This is a genomic window from Sphingobium sp. KCTC 72723 (assembly GCF_014280435.1).
GTDB lineage: Bacteria > Pseudomonadota > Alphaproteobacteria > Sphingomonadales > Sphingomonadaceae > Sphingobium.
In genome coordinates this window covers 131424-147404 of record NZ_CP060388.1, presented here as the reverse complement: position 1 = coordinate 147404, position 15981 = coordinate 131424, and the positions used below count along the sequence as shown (strand labels likewise).

At 65.5% G+C, this 15981-nt stretch carries 17 protein-coding genes and 1 pseudogene; 9 read left to right on the top strand and 9 right to left on the bottom strand.

Translation table 11 applies throughout. The annotated features are described in order from the left end of the window. Nucleotides 1-31: 31 nt before the first annotated feature. Nucleotides 32-469: a large conductance mechanosensitive channel protein MscL gene (gene mscL, locus SPBM01_RS00750; RefSeq protein WP_188063559.1), complete on the bottom strand. Its 438-nt coding sequence runs from the start codon at nucleotides 467-469 to the stop codon at nucleotides 32-34. Between the two features lie 104 nt (nucleotides 470-573). Here mscL and SPBM01_RS00745 point away from each other — a divergent pair, with 104 nt between their 5' ends. From SPBM01_RS00745 to SPBM01_RS00730, 4 genes are read left to right on the top strand one after another with little or no spacing between them, the layout of a single operon-like run. Beyond that, nucleotides 574-1176 carry a LemA family protein gene (locus SPBM01_RS00745; RefSeq protein ID WP_188063558.1) on the top strand — a complete coding sequence of 201 codons (603 nt, stop codon included), beginning with the start codon at nucleotides 574-576 and terminating at the stop codon, nucleotides 1174-1176. Nucleotides 1177-1180: 4 nt separating this feature from the next. Then, complete coding sequence (locus SPBM01_RS00740; protein ID WP_188063557.1) at nucleotides 1181-1993, top strand: TPM domain-containing protein; 813 nt, start codon at nucleotides 1181-1183, stop codon at nucleotides 1991-1993. Continuing rightward, a complete protein-coding gene (locus SPBM01_RS00735) occupies nucleotides 1993-2670 on the top strand; it encodes a TPM domain-containing protein (protein ID WP_188063556.1) in 678 nt (225 codons plus the stop codon). The genes SPBM01_RS00740 and SPBM01_RS00735 overlap by 1 nt, the downstream gene beginning before the upstream one ends. Further along, a complete protein-coding gene (locus SPBM01_RS00730) occupies nucleotides 2667-3209 on the top strand; it encodes an NUDIX hydrolase (protein ID WP_188063555.1) in 543 nt (180 codons plus the stop codon). The genes SPBM01_RS00735 and SPBM01_RS00730 overlap by 4 nt, the downstream gene beginning before the upstream one ends. 239 nt (nucleotides 3210-3448) lie before the next feature. On the opposite strand, the gene SPBM01_RS00725 is transcribed toward SPBM01_RS00730, so the two are convergent. Continuing rightward, complete coding sequence (locus tag SPBM01_RS00725; protein ID WP_188063554.1) at nucleotides 3449-3943, bottom strand: DUF6456 domain-containing protein; 495 nt, start codon at nucleotides 3941-3943, stop codon at nucleotides 3449-3451. 99 nt (nucleotides 3944-4042) lie between these two features. Between SPBM01_RS00725 and SPBM01_RS00720 the strand changes: the two genes are divergently transcribed. Together SPBM01_RS00720 and SPBM01_RS00715 are read left to right on the top strand one after the other, a co-directional pair. Next, complete coding sequence (locus SPBM01_RS00720) at nucleotides 4043-4606, top strand: helix-turn-helix domain-containing protein (RefSeq protein WP_188063553.1); 564 nt, start codon at nucleotides 4043-4045, stop codon at nucleotides 4604-4606. A gap of 58 nt (nucleotides 4607-4664) precedes the next feature. Then, nucleotides 4665-5837 (top strand): glycosyltransferase, encoded by a 1173-nt coding sequence (locus SPBM01_RS00715; RefSeq protein WP_188063552.1) that lies wholly within the window; start codon nucleotides 4665-4667, stop codon nucleotides 5835-5837. On the opposite strand, the gene SPBM01_RS00710 is transcribed toward SPBM01_RS00715, so the two are convergent. Beyond that, a complete protein-coding gene (locus tag SPBM01_RS00710; RefSeq protein WP_262504293.1) occupies nucleotides 5813-7402 on the bottom strand; it encodes a molybdopterin oxidoreductase family protein in 1590 nt (529 codons plus the stop codon). The two genes, SPBM01_RS00715 and SPBM01_RS00710, sit on opposite strands and share 25 nt — an antisense overlap. Nucleotides 7403-7564: 162 nt before the next feature. Between SPBM01_RS00710 and modA the strand changes: the two genes are divergently transcribed. From modA to SPBM01_RS00695, 3 genes are all read left to right on the top strand, one after another. Then, nucleotides 7565-8332, top strand: coding sequence for a molybdate ABC transporter substrate-binding protein (modA, locus tag SPBM01_RS00705; RefSeq protein ID WP_188063551.1), 768 nt, complete (start codon nucleotides 7565-7567; stop codon nucleotides 8330-8332). 150 nt (nucleotides 8333-8482) lie between these two features. Beyond that, entirely contained in the window at nucleotides 8483-9205 is a 723-nt protein-coding gene (gene modB, locus SPBM01_RS00700; protein ID WP_262504292.1) for a molybdate ABC transporter permease subunit, read from the top strand. Then, nucleotides 9195-9830, top strand: a complete 636-nt coding sequence (locus SPBM01_RS00695; RefSeq protein ID WP_188063549.1) for an ATP-binding cassette domain-containing protein — start codon at nucleotides 9195-9197, stop codon at nucleotides 9828-9830. Before modB ends, SPBM01_RS00695 begins: the two co-directional genes overlap by 11 nt. A 43-nt stretch (nucleotides 9831-9873) precedes the next feature. On the opposite strand, the gene xth is transcribed toward SPBM01_RS00695, so the two are convergent. The 6 genes and pseudogenes from xth to SPBM01_RS00665 all read right to left on the bottom strand — a co-directional run bounded on the left by xth (nucleotide 9874) and on the right by SPBM01_RS00665 (nucleotide 15910). Next, a complete protein-coding gene (xth, locus tag SPBM01_RS00690) occupies nucleotides 9874-10650 on the bottom strand; it encodes an exodeoxyribonuclease III (protein WP_188063548.1) in 777 nt (258 codons plus the stop codon). A 50-nt stretch (nucleotides 10651-10700) separates the two neighbouring features. Continuing rightward, on the bottom strand, nucleotides 10701-11027 hold the full coding sequence (gene erpA, locus SPBM01_RS00685) for an iron-sulfur cluster insertion protein ErpA (RefSeq protein WP_188063547.1): 327 nt from the start codon (nucleotides 11025-11027) through the stop codon (nucleotides 10701-10703). A gap of 82 nt (nucleotides 11028-11109) precedes the next feature. Beyond that, nucleotides 11110-11850 (bottom strand): M23 family metallopeptidase, encoded by a 741-nt coding sequence (locus SPBM01_RS00680; RefSeq protein ID WP_188063546.1) that lies wholly within the window; start codon nucleotides 11848-11850, stop codon nucleotides 11110-11112. A gap of 106 nt (nucleotides 11851-11956) precedes the next feature. Then, nucleotides 11957-12765 (bottom strand): annotated as a pseudogene (locus tag SPBM01_RS00675) (ferritin-like domain-containing protein). After that, nucleotides 12762-13223 carry a thioredoxin-dependent thiol peroxidase gene (gene bcp / locus SPBM01_RS00670; RefSeq protein WP_188065491.1) on the bottom strand — a complete coding sequence of 154 codons (462 nt, stop codon included), beginning with the start codon at nucleotides 13221-13223 and terminating at the stop codon, nucleotides 12762-12764. Before bcp ends, SPBM01_RS00675 begins: the two are co-directional and overlap by 4 nt. Continuing rightward, a complete protein-coding gene (locus SPBM01_RS00665; RefSeq protein WP_188063545.1) occupies nucleotides 13223-15910 on the bottom strand; it encodes a bifunctional [glutamine synthetase] adenylyltransferase/[glutamine synthetase]-adenylyl-L-tyrosine phosphorylase in 2688 nt (895 codons plus the stop codon). The genes bcp and SPBM01_RS00665 overlap by 1 nt, the downstream gene beginning before the upstream one ends. Between the last annotated feature and the right edge of the window lie 71 nt (nucleotides 15911-15981).

The window sequence follows — 15981 nt, the reverse complement described above, 5'->3', positions numbered from 1 at the left end:
CCGTCGCACGCTCGTTTCGTCGCAAAAACGGTTATTTTTTCAAGGAGTCGCGAATTTCACGCAGCAGCATGACGTCCTCCGGCGTGGGTGCGGGGGCAGCCGCTTCGGCGGCGGGCGCAGCGGTCAGCTTGTTCACGGCACGCATCAACAGGAAGATGATGAAGGCCAGAATCAGGAAATTGACCATCGTGGTCAGGAACGCGCCCCAACCGAACATCGCGACACCCGCTGCCTTCAGATCGGCATAGCTGGCCAGATTGCCCTTGAAGTCGGCAGGCACGTCGCCCAGCCGGATGAAGTAGCCCGAAAAATCGGCCCCGCCGAAAATATAGCCGACCACCGGCATGATCAGGTCATCGGTCAGCGATTTGGTGATGGTGGCAAATGCCCCGCCGATGATGACGCCGACCGCCAGGTCCATCACATTGCCGCGATTGATGAATGTCTTGAATTCGGAAATCAGTCCCATGGGTAAACCCCTTGTTCAGCCTAAAGATATTCCCTGCATGGCCCGTTGCGCGCGGTGGGACAACGCCCTATTTCAAGGACGAAACAAAAAGCCGAGGATGTTCCATGACGCTTCTGCGCCGCTTTTCCCCTACCCTGCTCCCGCTGATCGGCGCATTTGCGCTGTCGGCCTGTGGCATCAACAGCGTGCCGACGGCGCAGGAAGAGGCCAAGGCCAAATGGGCCGATGTCCAGGCGCAATATCAGCGCCGCTCCAATCTGGTCGGCAACCTCGTCGCCACGGTGAAGGCGGCGGGCAAGCAGGAACAGGATACGCTGGTCCGCGTGACCGAAGCCCGCGCCAAGGCGACATCGGTTCAGGTCAATGCAGAGGATCTGTCCGACCCGGCCAAGGTCGCGCAGTTCCAGGCCGCGCAGGCGCAGTTGAGCCAGGGGCTGGGCCGCCTGCTCGCGTCGGTGGAGGCCTATCCCGAACTCAAGAGCAACGAGAATTTCCTCCAGCTGCAATCGCAGCTTGAAGGGACGGAAAACCGCATCGCCGTGTCGATCCGCGACTATAATGGCGCGGTGCAGGCCTATAACACCCGCATCCGCACCTTCCCCGACGCGATCGGCGCGAAGATCATCCACGGCGCCAAGCCTATGACCCCGTTCCAGGCAACCACGCCCGGCGCGGAAGAAGCGCCCAAGGTCGACTTCGGCAATTGATCGCATGATTCGCCGCTGGCTTCTTGTCCTCGCGCTGCTGGCGTTCGCGCCCGCAGCGCTGGGGCAGACTTTCCCCAAACTGGCCGGGCGGGTGGTGGACGATGCTGCCCTGCTGTCCCCGGCGCAGGAGCAGGCGCTGACCGCCAAGCTCGCTGGCCTGGAACAGCAGAGCGGGCGGCAACTGGTCGTGGCGACGATCCCCGACTTACAAGGCTATGACATTGCCGACTATGGCTATCGGCTGGGCCGTGCCTGGGGCATTGGCGATAAGGCGAAGAATGACGGCGCGCTGCTGATCGTCGCGCCTGCCGAACGCAAGATACGGATCGAAGTCGGTTACGGCATGGAAGGCGTGCTGACCGACGCCCTGTCCTCCCAGATCATTCGCACCGCCATTACTCCGCGCTTCAAGGCAGGCGACATGCCCGGCGGTATAGACGCAGGCGCGGACGAGATCGGCAAGCTGATGCTGCTGCCCCCCGACGAAGCCAAGGCCCGCGCCGCAGCCGCGGAGGCGGCGCAGCGTCAGGGTTCCGGCAATGGGGGCGGTGGCGGCATGTTGTTTATCTGGGCGATCATCCTGATCGTCATCTTCGTGGCGATGGCAGCGGGTCGGCGCGGCGGTGGCGGCGGCAAGGGCCAACGTTATCGCAGCGGATCGGGCGGCCCGCCCATCATCCTGTGGGGACCGGGCGATTTTGGCGGTGGTGGTGGATCGGGCTGGGGCGGCGGTGGTGGTGGCGGTTGGGGCGGGGGCGGCGGCTTTTCGGGCGGCGGCGGCAGCTTCGGCGGCGGCGGCGCTTCGGGGGACTGGTAATGCAACTCCATCTGAATGAAGCCGATCATGCCCTCGTCACCGCTGCGGTGGCGCAGGCCGAAGCGCACACATCGGGCGAAATCGTCACGATCGTCGCGCGCCGTTCCGATTCCTACAATGATGTCGGGCTAAGCTGGGCGGCGGGCGCGGTCTTTCTGGCCCTGTCCATCATGGCGGCTTTTCCGGCGCAGTTGCGCGCGCTCCTCTCCTCGCTGCTGCGCGATTGGGAGCATGTGCTGGACGACTGGAAGCTGCTGACCGGCGTCCTCGGCTTCCTCCTCCTCAAATTCCTGATCGTGCGTTATCTGCTGGCGATCACGCCGCTGCGCATGGCGCTGACCCCGCGCGCGACCAAGGCGCGCCGGGTCCGCCGCCGCGCCATCCTGCTATTCCGTTCGGCGGTCGAAGCGCGCACGCAGGGGCGCACCGGCGTGCTGCTCTACCTCTCGCTCGACGAACATCGCGCCGAACTGGTCGCCGACCGCGCGATCAACGACAAGGTCGCCCCGCAAGTCTGGGGCGAAGCGATGGCGGCGCTCATCACCGCCATTCGCGCGGGTCGTCCCGGCGAAGGACTGGCCGAAGAAGTGCGGCAGGTCGGCGCAATATTGGCCACGCACTTTCCGCGCGCCGATGACGACATCAACGAATTGCCCGACAGGCTGATCGAATTATGACAGACCCGGATCGGAACGCCCCCGAAGAAGTGATGTGGGAAGGTCGCTTCATCACCGCCAAGCGGCGCGGCAAATGGGAATATGTCGGGCGCGCGCGCGGCATCCACGCCGCCGTCATCGTCGCCATCGACGAAGCGGCGGACGGTCGCCACATCCTGCTGGTCGATCAATATCGCGTGCCGCTGGGCCGTCGCTGCATCGAATTGCCCGCTGGCCTAGTCGGCGATCATGACGCGGGCGAGGACGCGACCATCGCCGCCGCGCGCGAACTGGAGGAGGAAACCGGCTACCGCCCCGCCCGGCTCGAATCGCTGGGGCAATTTTACAGCTCGCCCGGCATGGTGTCGGAAAGCTTCACTCTGTTCCGCGCTTTCGATCTTGAACGCACCGGCGATGGCGGCGGCGTGGATGGCGAAGACATCATCGTCCATCGCGTGGGCATAGACAGGCTTGCCGATCAGGTCGCGATCTGGCGCGCGGAGGGCTATGCCATCGACGTCAAACTGCTGCTTCTGCTCGGCGCCGGGATGGCGGGGTAGAGGCTATTTAGGGGGATGGCGATTTTACCCCCGCCGTCATGCCAGCGAAGGCTGGCATCTCAGGCGGAGGCGCGCGACGGTCTGACCTGAAGCAATCCATAATGCTATTTGGCAAAACTCATCTTGCCATCGCCTGAGACCCCAGCCTTCGCTGGGGTGACGATATGGGAAAGCGTCCGGTTGCGGGTAGAACGACGCCTGCTCCCAACCTCCCACATTGGCCATTTGCGACCCCTCCCTCACCCCACTCGATACCAGCCCGCCACCCGATCCAGCGCCAGCGTTAGCACCAGCTTCCCCGCGCGGCTGGGCCAGCCCAATGCCTTTTCCGCCGCGACCAGCCCTTCGCCTGCGCACACGACGCGCCATAATATGTCGGCCAGCCCCGGCCCGGCCGCGCCAATCGCACCGTCGAACCGTTCGCGCGCCGACACTTGCGTCAGCGTCGGGTCGACCGCCTGCCCCGCCGCCCCGCGCCCGCCGGTGCTTGGTGCCGCGTCCCAGCGCATCGTCACGCGCGCGCCCAGCCCCGCTTTCTCCCAATCGGCACGCAGCCTGTCCCCCGCCAGATAGTGCCGTTCACTCAAATGACCGCGCGCATGGAGCCAGGCGAGCGGCGATTCGCCCAGATTGACCAGCACGCTTTGCACGCGGCCCTGCGGATCCTCGATCATCTGTTCGACATGACTGGCGGCGGGGCTGGCGACGGGGCTGATGGCGGGCTTATGGGACATGCCGGTCTTTCCTTTGGGTCTGGAGCGGGGAATCAGCCCTTGCCATGGCGGATCATTTGTAGGAAAGATAAAACCAGATAGGTTATTTATGAGGACGCAATGATCACGCGCATCCGCGAAGTCCGCAAGGCCAGAGGCTTGACGCTGGAACAGGTTGGCACGCTGTGCGATCCGCCCACCACGGCGCAGACGATCGGCCGCCTGGAAACCGGCACCCGAACCGTGTCGGTCAAATGGCTGAACCGGATTGCATTGGCGCTGGGGGTGACGACCGCCGAACTGGTGGCGATGCCGGGGCAAAGCGACGTGCCGGTCGCCGCGCTGCTGGGACCGGACGGCGCGCGCGCGCCGACCCGCGCCCTCACCTTCCCGGCGCCCATCGCGGCGGACGGCATGGTCGGCGTGCATGTCAGCGCCAGCATCGGCGATTATCGTAGCGGCGACGCGATCTGGTGCCGCCGCATCGCGCCCGACGATTTCGCCAGCGCGCTCAACCGCGACATCCTGCTCCCCCGTCCGGCGGGCCGCTTCCTGTTCGGCCGACTGATCGGGCGAGAGGGGGACCGGCTGCAACTGCTGCCGCTGGGGTCCGGCGCGCGCCAGCTGGTGCTGACCGATCCGCCATGGGCCGCAGTCGCGGAACAGCTCGTCCGACGGCTCTAGTCATATCGCTTCCACCTCCTTAACCAGTTATCAAAGGCTTCTGCGCGAAAGAGACAAGATGACGCTCAACGTCCTCATGCTATCCACCCTCTTTCCCGACATCAGCCGTCCCAATTTCGGCGTGTTCGTGGAACGACAGGCGCGCGAACTGGCCAGCCGCGCGGAAGCCGACGTGACGGTGATTGCCCCGCTCGGCATACCGCCATGGCCGCTGTCGCTTGCCCCCCATTATGCGCAACTGCGCGCTTTGCCGCGCAAGGAACGTTGGCGCGAACTGACCGTCCATCGCCCGACCTTTCCGATCATCCCCAAGGTTGGCGGGCGCACGAACGTGTGGACGATGACACGCGCCATCCTGCCGCTCGTCAAAAAACTCCATGCGCAGCGCCCGTTCGACGTGATCGACGCCAGCTTCTTCTTCCCCGACGGTCCGGTGGCGCAGCGTCTGTCGCGCGCGCTGGGCATCCCCTATTCGGTGAAGGCGCGCGGCGCGGACATTCATCATTGGGGGACGCAGCGCGGCACCCGCGCAATGGTGCGGCAGGCAGGCAACGAGGCCGCCGGGCTGCTCGCCGTGTCAGGCGCGATGCGCCGTTCCATGGCGAAGATGGGCATGGATGCGGACAAGATCCGTGTCCATTATACCGGGGTGGATCTCGACACGTTCGAAATCACCGATCGCGCAGCGGCCAAGGCGGCATTGAGCTTTAACGGCCCGGTGGTGCTGTGCGTGGGCGCGCTGATCCCGCGCAAGGGGCAGGATCTGCTCGCGCGCGCGCTGCCGCTGCTGCCCGACGTCACGCTGCTACTGGCGGGACAGGGGCAATATCGCCGCAATATCGAAAGTCTGGCGCAGGAACTGGGCGTGGACCGGCGCATCGGTTTTCTGGGTTCCGTTCCCCATCATAAATTGCCGCGCATCTTTGCCGCCGCCGACGTCATGGCGCTGCCGTCCGCGTCCGAAGGCCTGGCCAATGCCTGGGTCGAATCGCTGGCCTGCGGCACCCCCATCGTCATCAGCGATGTCGGCGGCGCGCGCGAATTGCTGGACCGCCCGGAAGCGGGACAGATCGTCGCGCGCGAACCCGAAGCGATCGCCGCTGCCATCCGCGCCATTCTCGACGATCCGCCGGAGCAGGAAAAGGTGCGCGAAGCCGCGCTGCGTTTCACCTGGGCGGCCAATGGCGACGCCCTGCTCGCGCATCTTCAGGGGATCGCTGCGGCGTCCTGATCCCGCATCGGCACCAGCATCGCCCGCCCGTCCTCCGTCGGGAAACGCCCCTCGTCGAACGGCGTTTCGCCCCAGCGCCATGGCGTCAGCTCCGCATAGGCCGGGTTGGAAATCGGCGCATGGCGCTTGAGGTTCAGCAACCGCGCGCCGTCATTATGATAAGCGGTCAGCCGCACATGTTCGCGATAGACATCGGCGGCATGTTCATAATGAAAGGCGTCCGCCCACCCCATTGCCTGCCCCACCCGCGTCAGCATCCACCAGTCGGGCCGCGCTTCGCCGGGCAACGCGAACAGGCGACGCTGGCGACTGATCAGGCGGTCCATGCCAGTCAGCGTCCCGTCCTTTTCCACCCATGCCGCCGATGGCAGCAATATGGTCCACGCTTCGCCCGGTTCGGGCAGCCGGTCGGTCGAACGGATCGTCAAAGGCACGGCGGCCCGCGCCGCTTCCAGCCACGGGTCGCTGTCGCCGCCGATGCTCCACAGCGCCTTGACCTGCCCGTCGCGCATCGCCTGCAACAGCGCATCCCCCGCCAGCCCCGGCGCATCGGCCAGTCGGCGCGCGCCCCAGAAACGCGCAACGCTGGCCATCGCTTCGGGGGTGAAGGGGCGATGCGCGGCAAGATCGGTGGCGATGCAGCCCGTTTCGCGCCCGCCCATCGCGTTGGCCGCCGCTGTCAGCGCGAATGGCGCAGCCCCCGGTCGCCCGATCCTAGCCATCGCCAGATGAAAGTTCAGCACCGCACGCCCAAGCGCTTCCCCTTCACCGAACAGCGTCACCAGCCGGTCGCATCCCGCCACCGCTTCATAGAAATCGCGGATCGCGCCCGGCGCAATCCCGCACCCGCGCGCCACTGACCACACATCGCGCCCAGGTCGCAAATCGTCCCAGAAACCGGGCGGGACGCTCACATGCCGCGCCATCCACGCGGCATCCGTCGCGCCGCTATCATGGCAATGGAGCAGCAATCCCGCGATCAGCAATCCCGCGCTGCCCGGCATGATCGGCAGGCACAGGTCCACTTCGATCCCCGCCCCTTCCCCCAGGACGATCACCCGCGCGTCCCGCTCATGCCGCGCCGCGATTATCCGCTCCATCAGCACCGGATGCGCCTGCGCCATGTCCGCGCTGGTCATCAGAATCATGTCGGCCCGGTCGATATCCTCATAGGCAGCGGGCATCACATCCTCGCCAAAGGCCGCGCGCTGCGCCGCCCCCGCGTCGCCGCACCATGGCGCATGGATATGGGCCGAACCCAGAAAGCCTTTCATCAGCTTGTTGGCGACATAATAATCCTCGGTCAGCAGGCCGCCACCGACATGCAGCGCCACGCTGCCCGGCCCATGGCGCGCCATCACCGCCGTCAATTGGCGCGCGATCCGTGTGATCGTCCGGTCCCAATCCTGCCGCCGCCCATTGACCATCGGGAGCAGCAATCGCCCGTCCAGCGCCGCCATATCCTCCAGCACCGCAACCCTGTCGCACAGGTCGCCGCCATTGGCCGGGTGCAGCCGGTCCCCCTCGATCCTGAGATGCCGGTCGTCGCCCGTGAACGCCCGCACGCCGCAGCCGACGCCGCATTGGCCGCACTGGCTTTTGATGATCGCATGTGTCAGCGCGCAGGTCCGTTTCGCTCGGTCATGGCTTGCTTCCTAACCGATTGGCGCGCCTGACAAAAGCGGGCCATCTTGCGCCTTTGGCGACAGCGATGCAGACATAGGGTCATGACGATCATTTTACGCCTGCTATTGTCCATCTCGCTGTCTATTTCAGCGCCCGCCTTTGCCGCCCCGGACAATCGCGGTCCGCTGGTCCTTGCCGCCGCCAGTATGCAGGAAGCGATGACGCAGGCCGCCGATGCGTGGACCGCGCGCGGCCATGACCGGCCAGTCCTCTCCTTCGCTGCCTCCTCCGCACTGGCGCGTCAAATCCGCGCAGGCGCACCGCCCGACCTGTTCCTGTCAGCCGATGAGGAATGGATGACCGACGTGCAAAAGGCAGGCTTCGTCATGCGGGGAACGCGCGCGAATCTGGCGGGCAACCGGCTGGTGCTGGTCGCGCCAGCGGGCAAGCCCGTCCGCTTGCGAATCGCGCGCGCCATGCCGATCGCGCGGGCGCTGGGCGACGGGCGACTGGCCATGGCCAATCCCGACAGCGTGCCAGCGGGCAAATATGGCCAGGCCGCGCTGAGCGCCCTTGGCGTATGGCCACAGCTTGTCGGCAGGATAGCGCGCGGGGAAAATGTCCGTGCCGCGCTGGCGCTGGTGGAACGGGGCGCAACGCCGCTGGGTGTCGTCTATGCGACCGACGCGCGCGCTTCGCAGGGCGTGGTGGTGGTCGGCACCTTCCCCGCATCCAGCCATCCGCCGATCCGCTACCCCCTCGCCCGCCTGACCACCAGCCGTCACAGGCAAGCCGAAGGATTTCGCCGCTTCCTGTTGTCGCCCGCAGGCAAGGCGATCCTTGCCCGCCACGGCTTTACCACGCCGTAAAGTGTTTGTTGGAGAATGTGCCTACGCACATTCTGCCGCACCGGCCCGCACCCCCACCCGGCTTTTCCCGCTTTCCTGATAATTGTCTGGACGGGCGGCGGCCCATGCTTCAAAATTCCTGCCTCTCCTTTGCCATGGCTTTCCCACATCGTGACGTTTTTCGGCCTGCCGACAGAAATATGGGCCATTATCGGCCTGTCGCTCAAGATCAGCCTGGTTGCGGTGGCGATCATGATGCCGCCTGCCTTCGCGCTGGCGTGGATGCTGGCGCGGTGGCAATTTCCCTTCAAACTGCTGGTCGATGCGCTGGTCCACCTGCCGCTGGTCGTCCCGCCGGTGGTGACCGGATGGGCATTGCTGTTGCTGTTCGGGGCGAACGGCCCGATCGGATCGTTCCTGGCCACCCATTTCGGCATCACCCTGCTGTTCCGCTGGACCGGCGCGGCGCTGGCCGCCGCAATCATGGCGCTGCCGCTGATGGTGCGCGCGATGCGGCTGTCGATCGAGGCGCTCGACATGGGGCTGGAGGACGCGGCCAGAACATTGGGCGCGAGCGGCACGCGCCTGTTCCTCACCGTGTCGCTGCCGCTGTGCGTACCGGGCATCGTTGCGGCCGCGATATTGGGCTTTGCCCGCTCCATCGGCGAATTTGGCGCGACCATCACCTTCGTGTCCGACATTCCGGGCGAAACCCGCACCCTGCCCATCGCCATCTATTCCGCATTGCAGATGCCCGGCGGGGAAAGGATGGCCACATCGCTGGCGATCATTTCCATCCTGCTGTCGATCGGCGCGCTGATGGCGTCGGAAATGCTGGCCCGACGCGCCAGCAGGGGAAAGGCCAGCGGAGGAAGGGCCAACCATGTCCTTTGACCTCAACATCACACGGCGGATCGGCCGTCGCGACATCAGCCTGACCTGCCGGACGGGCAGCGGCCTCATTGCGCTGGTCGGGCCGTCGGGCGCGGGCAAGACCAGCATCCTCAACATGGTGGCGGGTATCGTGAGGCCCGATCATGGCCATGTCCGCGTCGCCGGCGAAACGCTGTTCGACAGCGGCGCGGGGATCGACAAACCAGCGGCCCGGCGCGGCGCGGGGTATATATTTCAGGACCGCCGCTTATTCCCCCACATGCGCGTGCGCGACAATCTGACCTACGCCCGCCGCGCGCCGTGCCTGCTCGATTTCGATCATGTCGTCGCGCTGTTGGGGATCGGCGCGTTGCTCGACCGCTGGCCCGGATCGCTGTCGGGCGGTGAGGCGCAGCGGGTCGCGATCGGCCGGGCGTTGCTGTCTGCACCCCGTTTCCTGCTGATGGACGAACCGCTCGCATCGATCGACCCCGCACGCAAGGGCGACATCATGGCGGCGCTGGAAAACATCCTGTCCAGTATCGCCATTCCCATCCTCTATGTCACGCATGACGAACGGGAAGCGGAACGGCTCGCCTCGCAGGTCATAGTGCTGCGTGGCGAGAATATCCCCGACCATAGCTGATTGCCTGCCCCGTCCTTGCCGAAAGCCGGACCCACCAGCCATTTTACACCGATCGCAATTCCACCCACACCGGCGCATGATCGCTGGCCTTTTCCCGGCCGCGAAACGCCTTGTCGACCTGCGCGTCGACCAGTCGGTCGGCAGCGGCGGGGCTGAGCAGCAGATGGTCGATACGAAAACCCGCGTCGCGGGGCCAGGCGTTCATCTGATAGTCCCAATAGGTCCACACCCCGCCCGCCGGATGGCGGCTGCGCAGCGCGTCGGTCCAGCCATCAGCCAGCAACCGGCGATAGGCGGCGCGGCTTTCGGGCTGCATCAGCGCGTCACTGGCCATGGCCTTCACCGCATAGACATCATCATCGCGCGGAATGACATTATAGTCTCCGGCCAGGATCGCAGGCACTTCCTCCGCCCAGATTTCCGCCGCGCGGGCGCGCAGGCGCTTCATCCAGCGCAGCTTGTAATCGAATTTCGGGCCAGGTTGCGGATTGCCGTTGGGCAGGTAGATGCTGGCGACGCGCACGCCCATCACGTCGGCCTCCAGATAGCGGCTATGCTCATCTTCCGGCTCGCCATCCAGGCCGCGCCGCACTTCCACCGGGGTTTGCCCGCGCGCCAAAATCGCGACGCCATTAAACCCCTTCTGCCCGTGCCAGATAACGCCATAGCCAGCGTCCTCTATATCCTTGACCGGAAAGGTTTCGTCGGACGTCTTGATTTCCTGAAGGCAGGCAATGTCCGGCCGCGTTTCGTCCAGCCATTCCAGCAGGCGCGGCAGGCGCGCCTTGGTGCCGTTGATGTTGAAGGTGGCGATACGCATGGACGATTCTCCTCGTCCACGTCCCTAATGGGAAGAACCGCCCTTGGCTATCAGACCGAGAAGCTGGTGCCGCATCCGCAACCGGCAGTCGCATTGGGGTTCGTCACCTTGAACGCTGCGCCGCCAAGGTCGGACACGAAATCCACCGCCGACCCGCGCACCAGGTCCAGGCTGACATCGTCCACCACCAGCGTCACGCCATCGCGCTCCACCGACAGGTCGTCGGCCTCGACCATATCGGCCAGGCCGAAACGATATTGAAAGCCCGAACAGCCCCCACCCTCTACGGCCAGCCGCAGGATCGCAGGCTTACCCTGCTTGGCGGCAATAGCCGCGACACGGGCAGCAGCAGAAGGCGTGAGATCAATATCGGTCATGGCTACCTAGATAGGCGCAAGCAAAAGGCCCGGCAACCCATCGGTGGCCGGGCCTTTTGCGAATGTCGAATAAAAGCGTCGATCAGTCGACGCTCTTTTCCTGCGCCTTGGTCGGGCCGCCCATGGCGATCGGGGGCTTGCTGTTCACTGCGACCAGATAGTCGGGACCGGCAACGAAGGGCAGCGGGTTGATCGCCGCGCCATCGACGCGGACTTCATAATGAAGGTGGCTGCCGGTCGAGCGGCCAGTCGACCCCATCAGGCCGATGATCTGGCCGCGCTTTACATAGGAGTTGGCCGGAACCAGCAGCTTCGACATATGGCCGTAGCGCGTTTCCATGCCGCTGCCGTGCGAGATCTGGACGAGGTTGCCATAACCGCTGGCCCATCCGGCGCGGTTGACGATGCCGTCGGCGGTTGCGTGGATCGGGGTGCCGATCGGGCCGGGAATGTCGATGCCCTTGTGCATCCGCGCGCCACCATTGAAGGGGTCGGACCGGACGCCGAAGTTGGACGTCAGCGACAGCTTTTCCACCGGGCGGCCCGACGGGATATAGGCCGCCGTCTTAGCGTTGCCATCCAGCCGTTGCAGGCTGGAAAACAGGTTGGAGAAGCCGACATCCTGCGGACCCAGCGGGCTGGTGTTGATTTCCGAAGCGTCGCCATAGGGATCATCGCTGCCCGTTACCGGGGCATTGGCCTGGGCCGGGGTGGCTGCACAGAGCGCGCCGACGATCCCGATCCCTCCGACAATCTTTGCTGCCTTCATGGCAGAATGGAACAAACGCGCACCGCGAGCATTGACCGTATCAAGAACAAACATGCCGACCCCGACTGTGTTACCGGAGGCTTATGCCCCTCGGTGCTTCCCGTGTTGTATAAATTGGCGACCTGGATCGCCCCCGCCAGCACAGACTGCAAATCGCGCGTCATGTTGCAAGCGCGGCGTAGAATTCCAGCGTCAGACCGGCCTGTCGACGCGCTGAGTCGTTGAACGGCGGCTTAACCGTTCCGCGAAAATGGCGTTTCACAAGGATTTGGTAATGTTCCGGGGCAGATAGACCCAATCGGTTCGTCGCCGTCACGAACCATGTCGTCCCCGCCGCCACATGCCGAATCTCATCCGCCATGATGCGCCGCAGCATCCGGGCCGACACCATATCCCCCGCCCCTTCGAACCGCGCGACCGTGGCGGGGGTGATGTCCAGCGCCCGCGCCTCCAGCACCATGGGAACGATGGCCAGCCGCGCCAGCACGTCGTCTGCCGTTTCCTCCGCCGCCTGCCATAATCCGTCATGCGCGGGCAGGGCGCCATAATGGCTGCCACACTGGCGCAACCGCCGGTCGAGCAGCGTGAAGTGCATCGCTTCTTCCGCGCCGACCCGCATCCATTCGTCCGTGAAGGCCGGGGGAAATGATCCCCGAAACGCCCGATCAGATCGAACGCCAGGTCGATCGCCACGAACTCGATATGGGCCAGCGCGTGGAGCATGGCGATGCGCGCGCGTTCGGACCCCATCTTGCCGCGCCGGGGCATTTCGGCAGGCGATAGCAAAATGGGCGCATCGGGCCGGGCTGGCCGATCCGGCATGGCCATGTCGAAGCGATGGGCCAGTCGTCCCAGCCGCCACGCCCGCGCCACCGCCCGCGCCGTCATCAGCTTGGCGGTCGGATCGGCAGTCTGCATCACATAGGCGCAGGCGACGCCCACGCTGGTCACATCATCGGGCAGAGTCAAAGCGCGCGCACTGCCTCCAGCACTTGCGCGGCATGGTCCTTCACCTTCACCTTGGGCCAAACGCGCTGTACGATCCCGTCCGCGCCGATCAGGAAGGTCGCGCGTTCGATCCCCATATATTTGCGCCCGTAAAGCGACTTTTCGACCCAGGTGCCAAACGCTTCACAAGCCGCCCCTTCCTCATCGGAAGCGAGCGTGACGCGCAGTGCATATTTGTCGGCGAATTTCTTGAGCTTGGCAGGCTTGTCCTTCGACACGCCGATCACCGGCACGCCTGCCGCCGCGAAATCATCGGCCAGGGCGGTAAAGTCCTTGGCTTCATTGGTGCAGCCCGGCGTATCCGCCTTGGGATAGAAATAGACGACCAGTGGCTGGCCGGAAAAGCTGTCCAGCGCAAAGTTCACACCGTTCATATCCTTGAGCGTCACTGGTGGCACGCTTTGCCCTTGTTCCAGCATCATGTCGTCTCCTGATAGGGCGCGGCGAGTGCGGCCCAAGCCTGCGCCACGCTTTGCCGCGCCTTCGCATAGCTTTCAAGCAGCCTGTCCCAATGGTCAGCCCCGCACGCCCGCGCCACCAGAGGCCGCGTCGCCTCTGCCGGTTCGGTCGATCCGGGCGACACCAGCCGGGACACGATCAGATAGCGCGTGATGAGGTCATGCGCGGCGATCAGTTCGGCAGGCAAATGCCCCGCCGCGACCAGTTCGCCCAGCGCCTTGCCCACGTCAGGATCGAACGCCATGCCATGGCGAAACTGCGTGACGTGGATCAGGAATTCCAGGTCGATCAGGCCACCTGGCACCAGCTTGACGTCCAACTCGCTGGCCGGTGGTTTATGCCTGGCTATGTCGCGACGCATCTGCACCGCCTGCCGCGCCAGTTCATCGAAATCGCGCGGACGGCGCAGGGTTTCGGTCAGGATAGCATCCAGCGCGGCGCGCGCCGTGGGCGATCCGAATACCGGCCGGGCGCGGGTCAGCGCCAGATGCTCCCATGTCCAGGCATCCTCCCGCTGATAGCGGGCGAAGCTGTCGAAACTGACCGCCAGCAACCCCTGCGCGCCCGATGGCCGCAACCGCGTGTCCACATCATAGAGCGGGCCGAATGCGGTATGGACCGACAGCGCATTGGTGATACGCTGCCCCAGACGATTGAAATATTGCGTCGCGCCCAGCGGTTTTGGCCCGTCCGATTCCGCCCGGAAGTCGCCGGTAAACAGGAAAACAAGGTCCAGATCGGACGCATGGGTCAGCACGCCGCCGCCCATGCGACCCAGCGCCACTATGACCATCTCGCTGTCTTCAACGCGGCCATGCGCAGTCTGGAACTCCGCCACCGTGCCTGCGGCCAATGCCTCGATCGCCGCTTCGGCCACCCGGCCATAGCCGCGCCCTGCCTCCAGCGGATCGCACCCGCGCACGATTTGCACGCCCAGCGCGAAACGGCGATCATTCACGCGCTGTCGCACCCGGTCGAGCAGCGCCTGATAATCCTCCCCCGGTTCCAGCGCGGCCAGTTGCGCCGCCAGTATATCGACCGCAGGCGGCGGGTCGAACGCGGTAGCGTCGATCAGCCCGTCGATCAGCTCCGCCCGCCGCCCCAATGCCTGCGCCAGCGTGGGCGCATGGCTCAATATCTCCGCCAGCAATTCGACCAGCGCCGGGCGCGCGGCGAGCAGCTTGAAGAAATTGATCGCACTGGGCAGCCGCCCGATCATGTCGTCCAGCCGGTTGAGCGCATGGGTCGGATCGGGCGCCATGGCCAGCGCGCGCATCAGGCCGGACAGCAAACCCTCCAGCGCCTCACGCGATGGCGCGCTGCGCAACGCACGCACTTTGCCACCGCGCCAATGGGCGATCCGCGCGAACGGCGTCTCCGCATCGGCAAAACCCATCTCGATCAGCTGCACTTTCAGCCGATCCTCATCCTGCGACAGGGTGGCGTCGTCCTTGTCCGGGGTCAGCCGGTCATAATTGCGCCCGACCCATTCGACCTGTGGGCGCAGCAGGTCCAGCAGGGCCGCACCATCCGCGACGCCGTGCAACTGTGCGACATTATCCAGCGCGTCCGTCGATTTGGGCAGTTCGTGGGTCTGGAGATCCTCGACCATCTGCAAACGATGTTCGATCGTGCGGAACAGCACATAAGCGTCATCCAGTCGCGCCGCCACGTCCGCCTCTATCACGCCAGCCCCCGCCAGCGCCCGCAATGCCTCGCGCGTGTTGCCAGACCGCAGCGCCGGGTCGCGCCCGCCATGGATCAGTTGATGCACCTGCGCGAAAAATTCGACTTCACGGATGCCGCCGCGTCCCCGTTTCAGGTCGTAACCCGGCCCGAACGCCTGCCCCTGCGCATAATGGTCGCGGATGCGGCGGCTGATGTCCACGATCGCATCGATCGCGCCGAAATCCAGACTGCGCCGCCACACAAAGGGACGGATCTGGCGCAGGAAATAATCGCCCAGCGCAATATCGCCCGCCGCCGGGCGCGCGCGGATGAAGGCGGCCTGTTCCCACCCCAGCGCCATGGATTCATAATAGCCGATCGCCGCCTCCACCGGCAGCGCGATGGGGGTGGCTTCGGGCGATGGGCGCAGGCGCAGGTCGACGCGAAACACATAGCCATCGCCATCGCGCGCGCTCAGTAATTCGCTCATCCGTCGCCCGATACGCACCGCGGCGTCGGCCACATCCTCCCGCTCCCGCCGGGGCAAGGTCGCCGGGTCGTACAGCAGGATAGGGTCGATGTCGGACGAGTAATTGAGTTCGCGGCTGCCATGCTTGCCTAGCGCCAGCACCACGAAGCCACGATGTTCCGCATCGGGATAGCGTTCGGCCATGGCAGCGGCGAGTGCTTCGTCCACTGCCTGGTCGGCAAAGTCGGACAGCGTGCGCGTCACCCGGTCCAGCCCCCATGCGCCCGACAGGTCCGCCGCCGCCGTCACCAGCGCGATCGCGCCGCGCCGCTGCCGCAACGACCGCGCAACGCTGTCTTCGGGATCGCGCATTTGGGCCAGCGCCAGCGCGGCGTCCATGTCCCCGCTCGCCAGTAGATCCACCACCTGCGGGTAACGGACCATGGCGCGCGCCAGAAAGGGAGAATGGGCCTGTATGCGTGCCGCTGTGTCCGACCAGTCCGTCACCATGCCACCTCCCAGCCTCCTATCCCTGCTTAGGGTTCCTTTCGTCGCGCTATCGCTTGGCCTTGCGACGAACG

Coding starts and splice junctions, on each gene's coding strand:
- SPBM01_RS00745 (WP_188063558.1), top strand. CDS start 574: ATGACGCTTCTGCGCCGCTTTTCCCCTACCCTGCTCCCGCTGATCGGC.
- SPBM01_RS00730 (WP_188063555.1), top strand. CDS start 2,667: ATGACAGACCCGGATCGGAACGCCCCCGAAGAAGTGATGTGGGAAGGT.
- SPBM01_RS00740 (WP_188063557.1), top strand. CDS start 1,181: ATGATTCGCCGCTGGCTTCTTGTCCTCGCGCTGCTGGCGTTCGCGCCC.
- erpA (WP_188063547.1), bottom strand. CDS start 11,027: ATGACCGATATTGATCTCACGCCTTCTGCTGCTGCCCGTGTCGCGGCT.
- SPBM01_RS00720 (WP_188063553.1), top strand. CDS start 4,043: ATGATCACGCGCATCCGCGAAGTCCGCAAGGCCAGAGGCTTGACGCTG.
- SPBM01_RS00680 (WP_188063546.1), bottom strand. CDS start 11,850: ATGTTTGTTCTTGATACGGTCAATGCTCGCGGTGCGCGTTTGTTCCAT.
- SPBM01_RS00735 (WP_188063556.1), top strand. CDS start 1,993: ATGCAACTCCATCTGAATGAAGCCGATCATGCCCTCGTCACCGCTGCG.
- bcp (WP_188065491.1), bottom strand. CDS start 13,223: ATGCTGGAACAAGGGCAAAGCGTGCCACCAGTGACGCTCAAGGATATG.
- SPBM01_RS00725 (WP_188063554.1), bottom strand. CDS start 3,943: ATGTCCCATAAGCCCGCCATCAGCCCCGTCGCCAGCCCCGCCGCCAGT.
- SPBM01_RS00715 (WP_188063552.1), top strand. CDS start 4,665: ATGACGCTCAACGTCCTCATGCTATCCACCCTCTTTCCCGACATCAGC.
- modA (WP_188063551.1), top strand. CDS start 7,565: ATGACGATCATTTTACGCCTGCTATTGTCCATCTCGCTGTCTATTTCA.
- xth (WP_188063548.1), bottom strand. CDS start 10,650: ATGCGTATCGCCACCTTCAACATCAACGGCACCAAGGCGCGCCTGCCG.
- mscL (WP_188063559.1), bottom strand. CDS start 469: ATGGGACTGATTTCCGAATTCAAGACATTCATCAATCGCGGCAATGTG.
- SPBM01_RS00695 (WP_188063549.1), top strand. CDS start 9,195: ATGTCCTTTGACCTCAACATCACACGGCGGATCGGCCGTCGCGACATC.
- SPBM01_RS00665 (WP_188063545.1), bottom strand. CDS start 15,910: ATGGTGACGGACTGGTCGGACACAGCGGCACGCATACAGGCCCATTCT.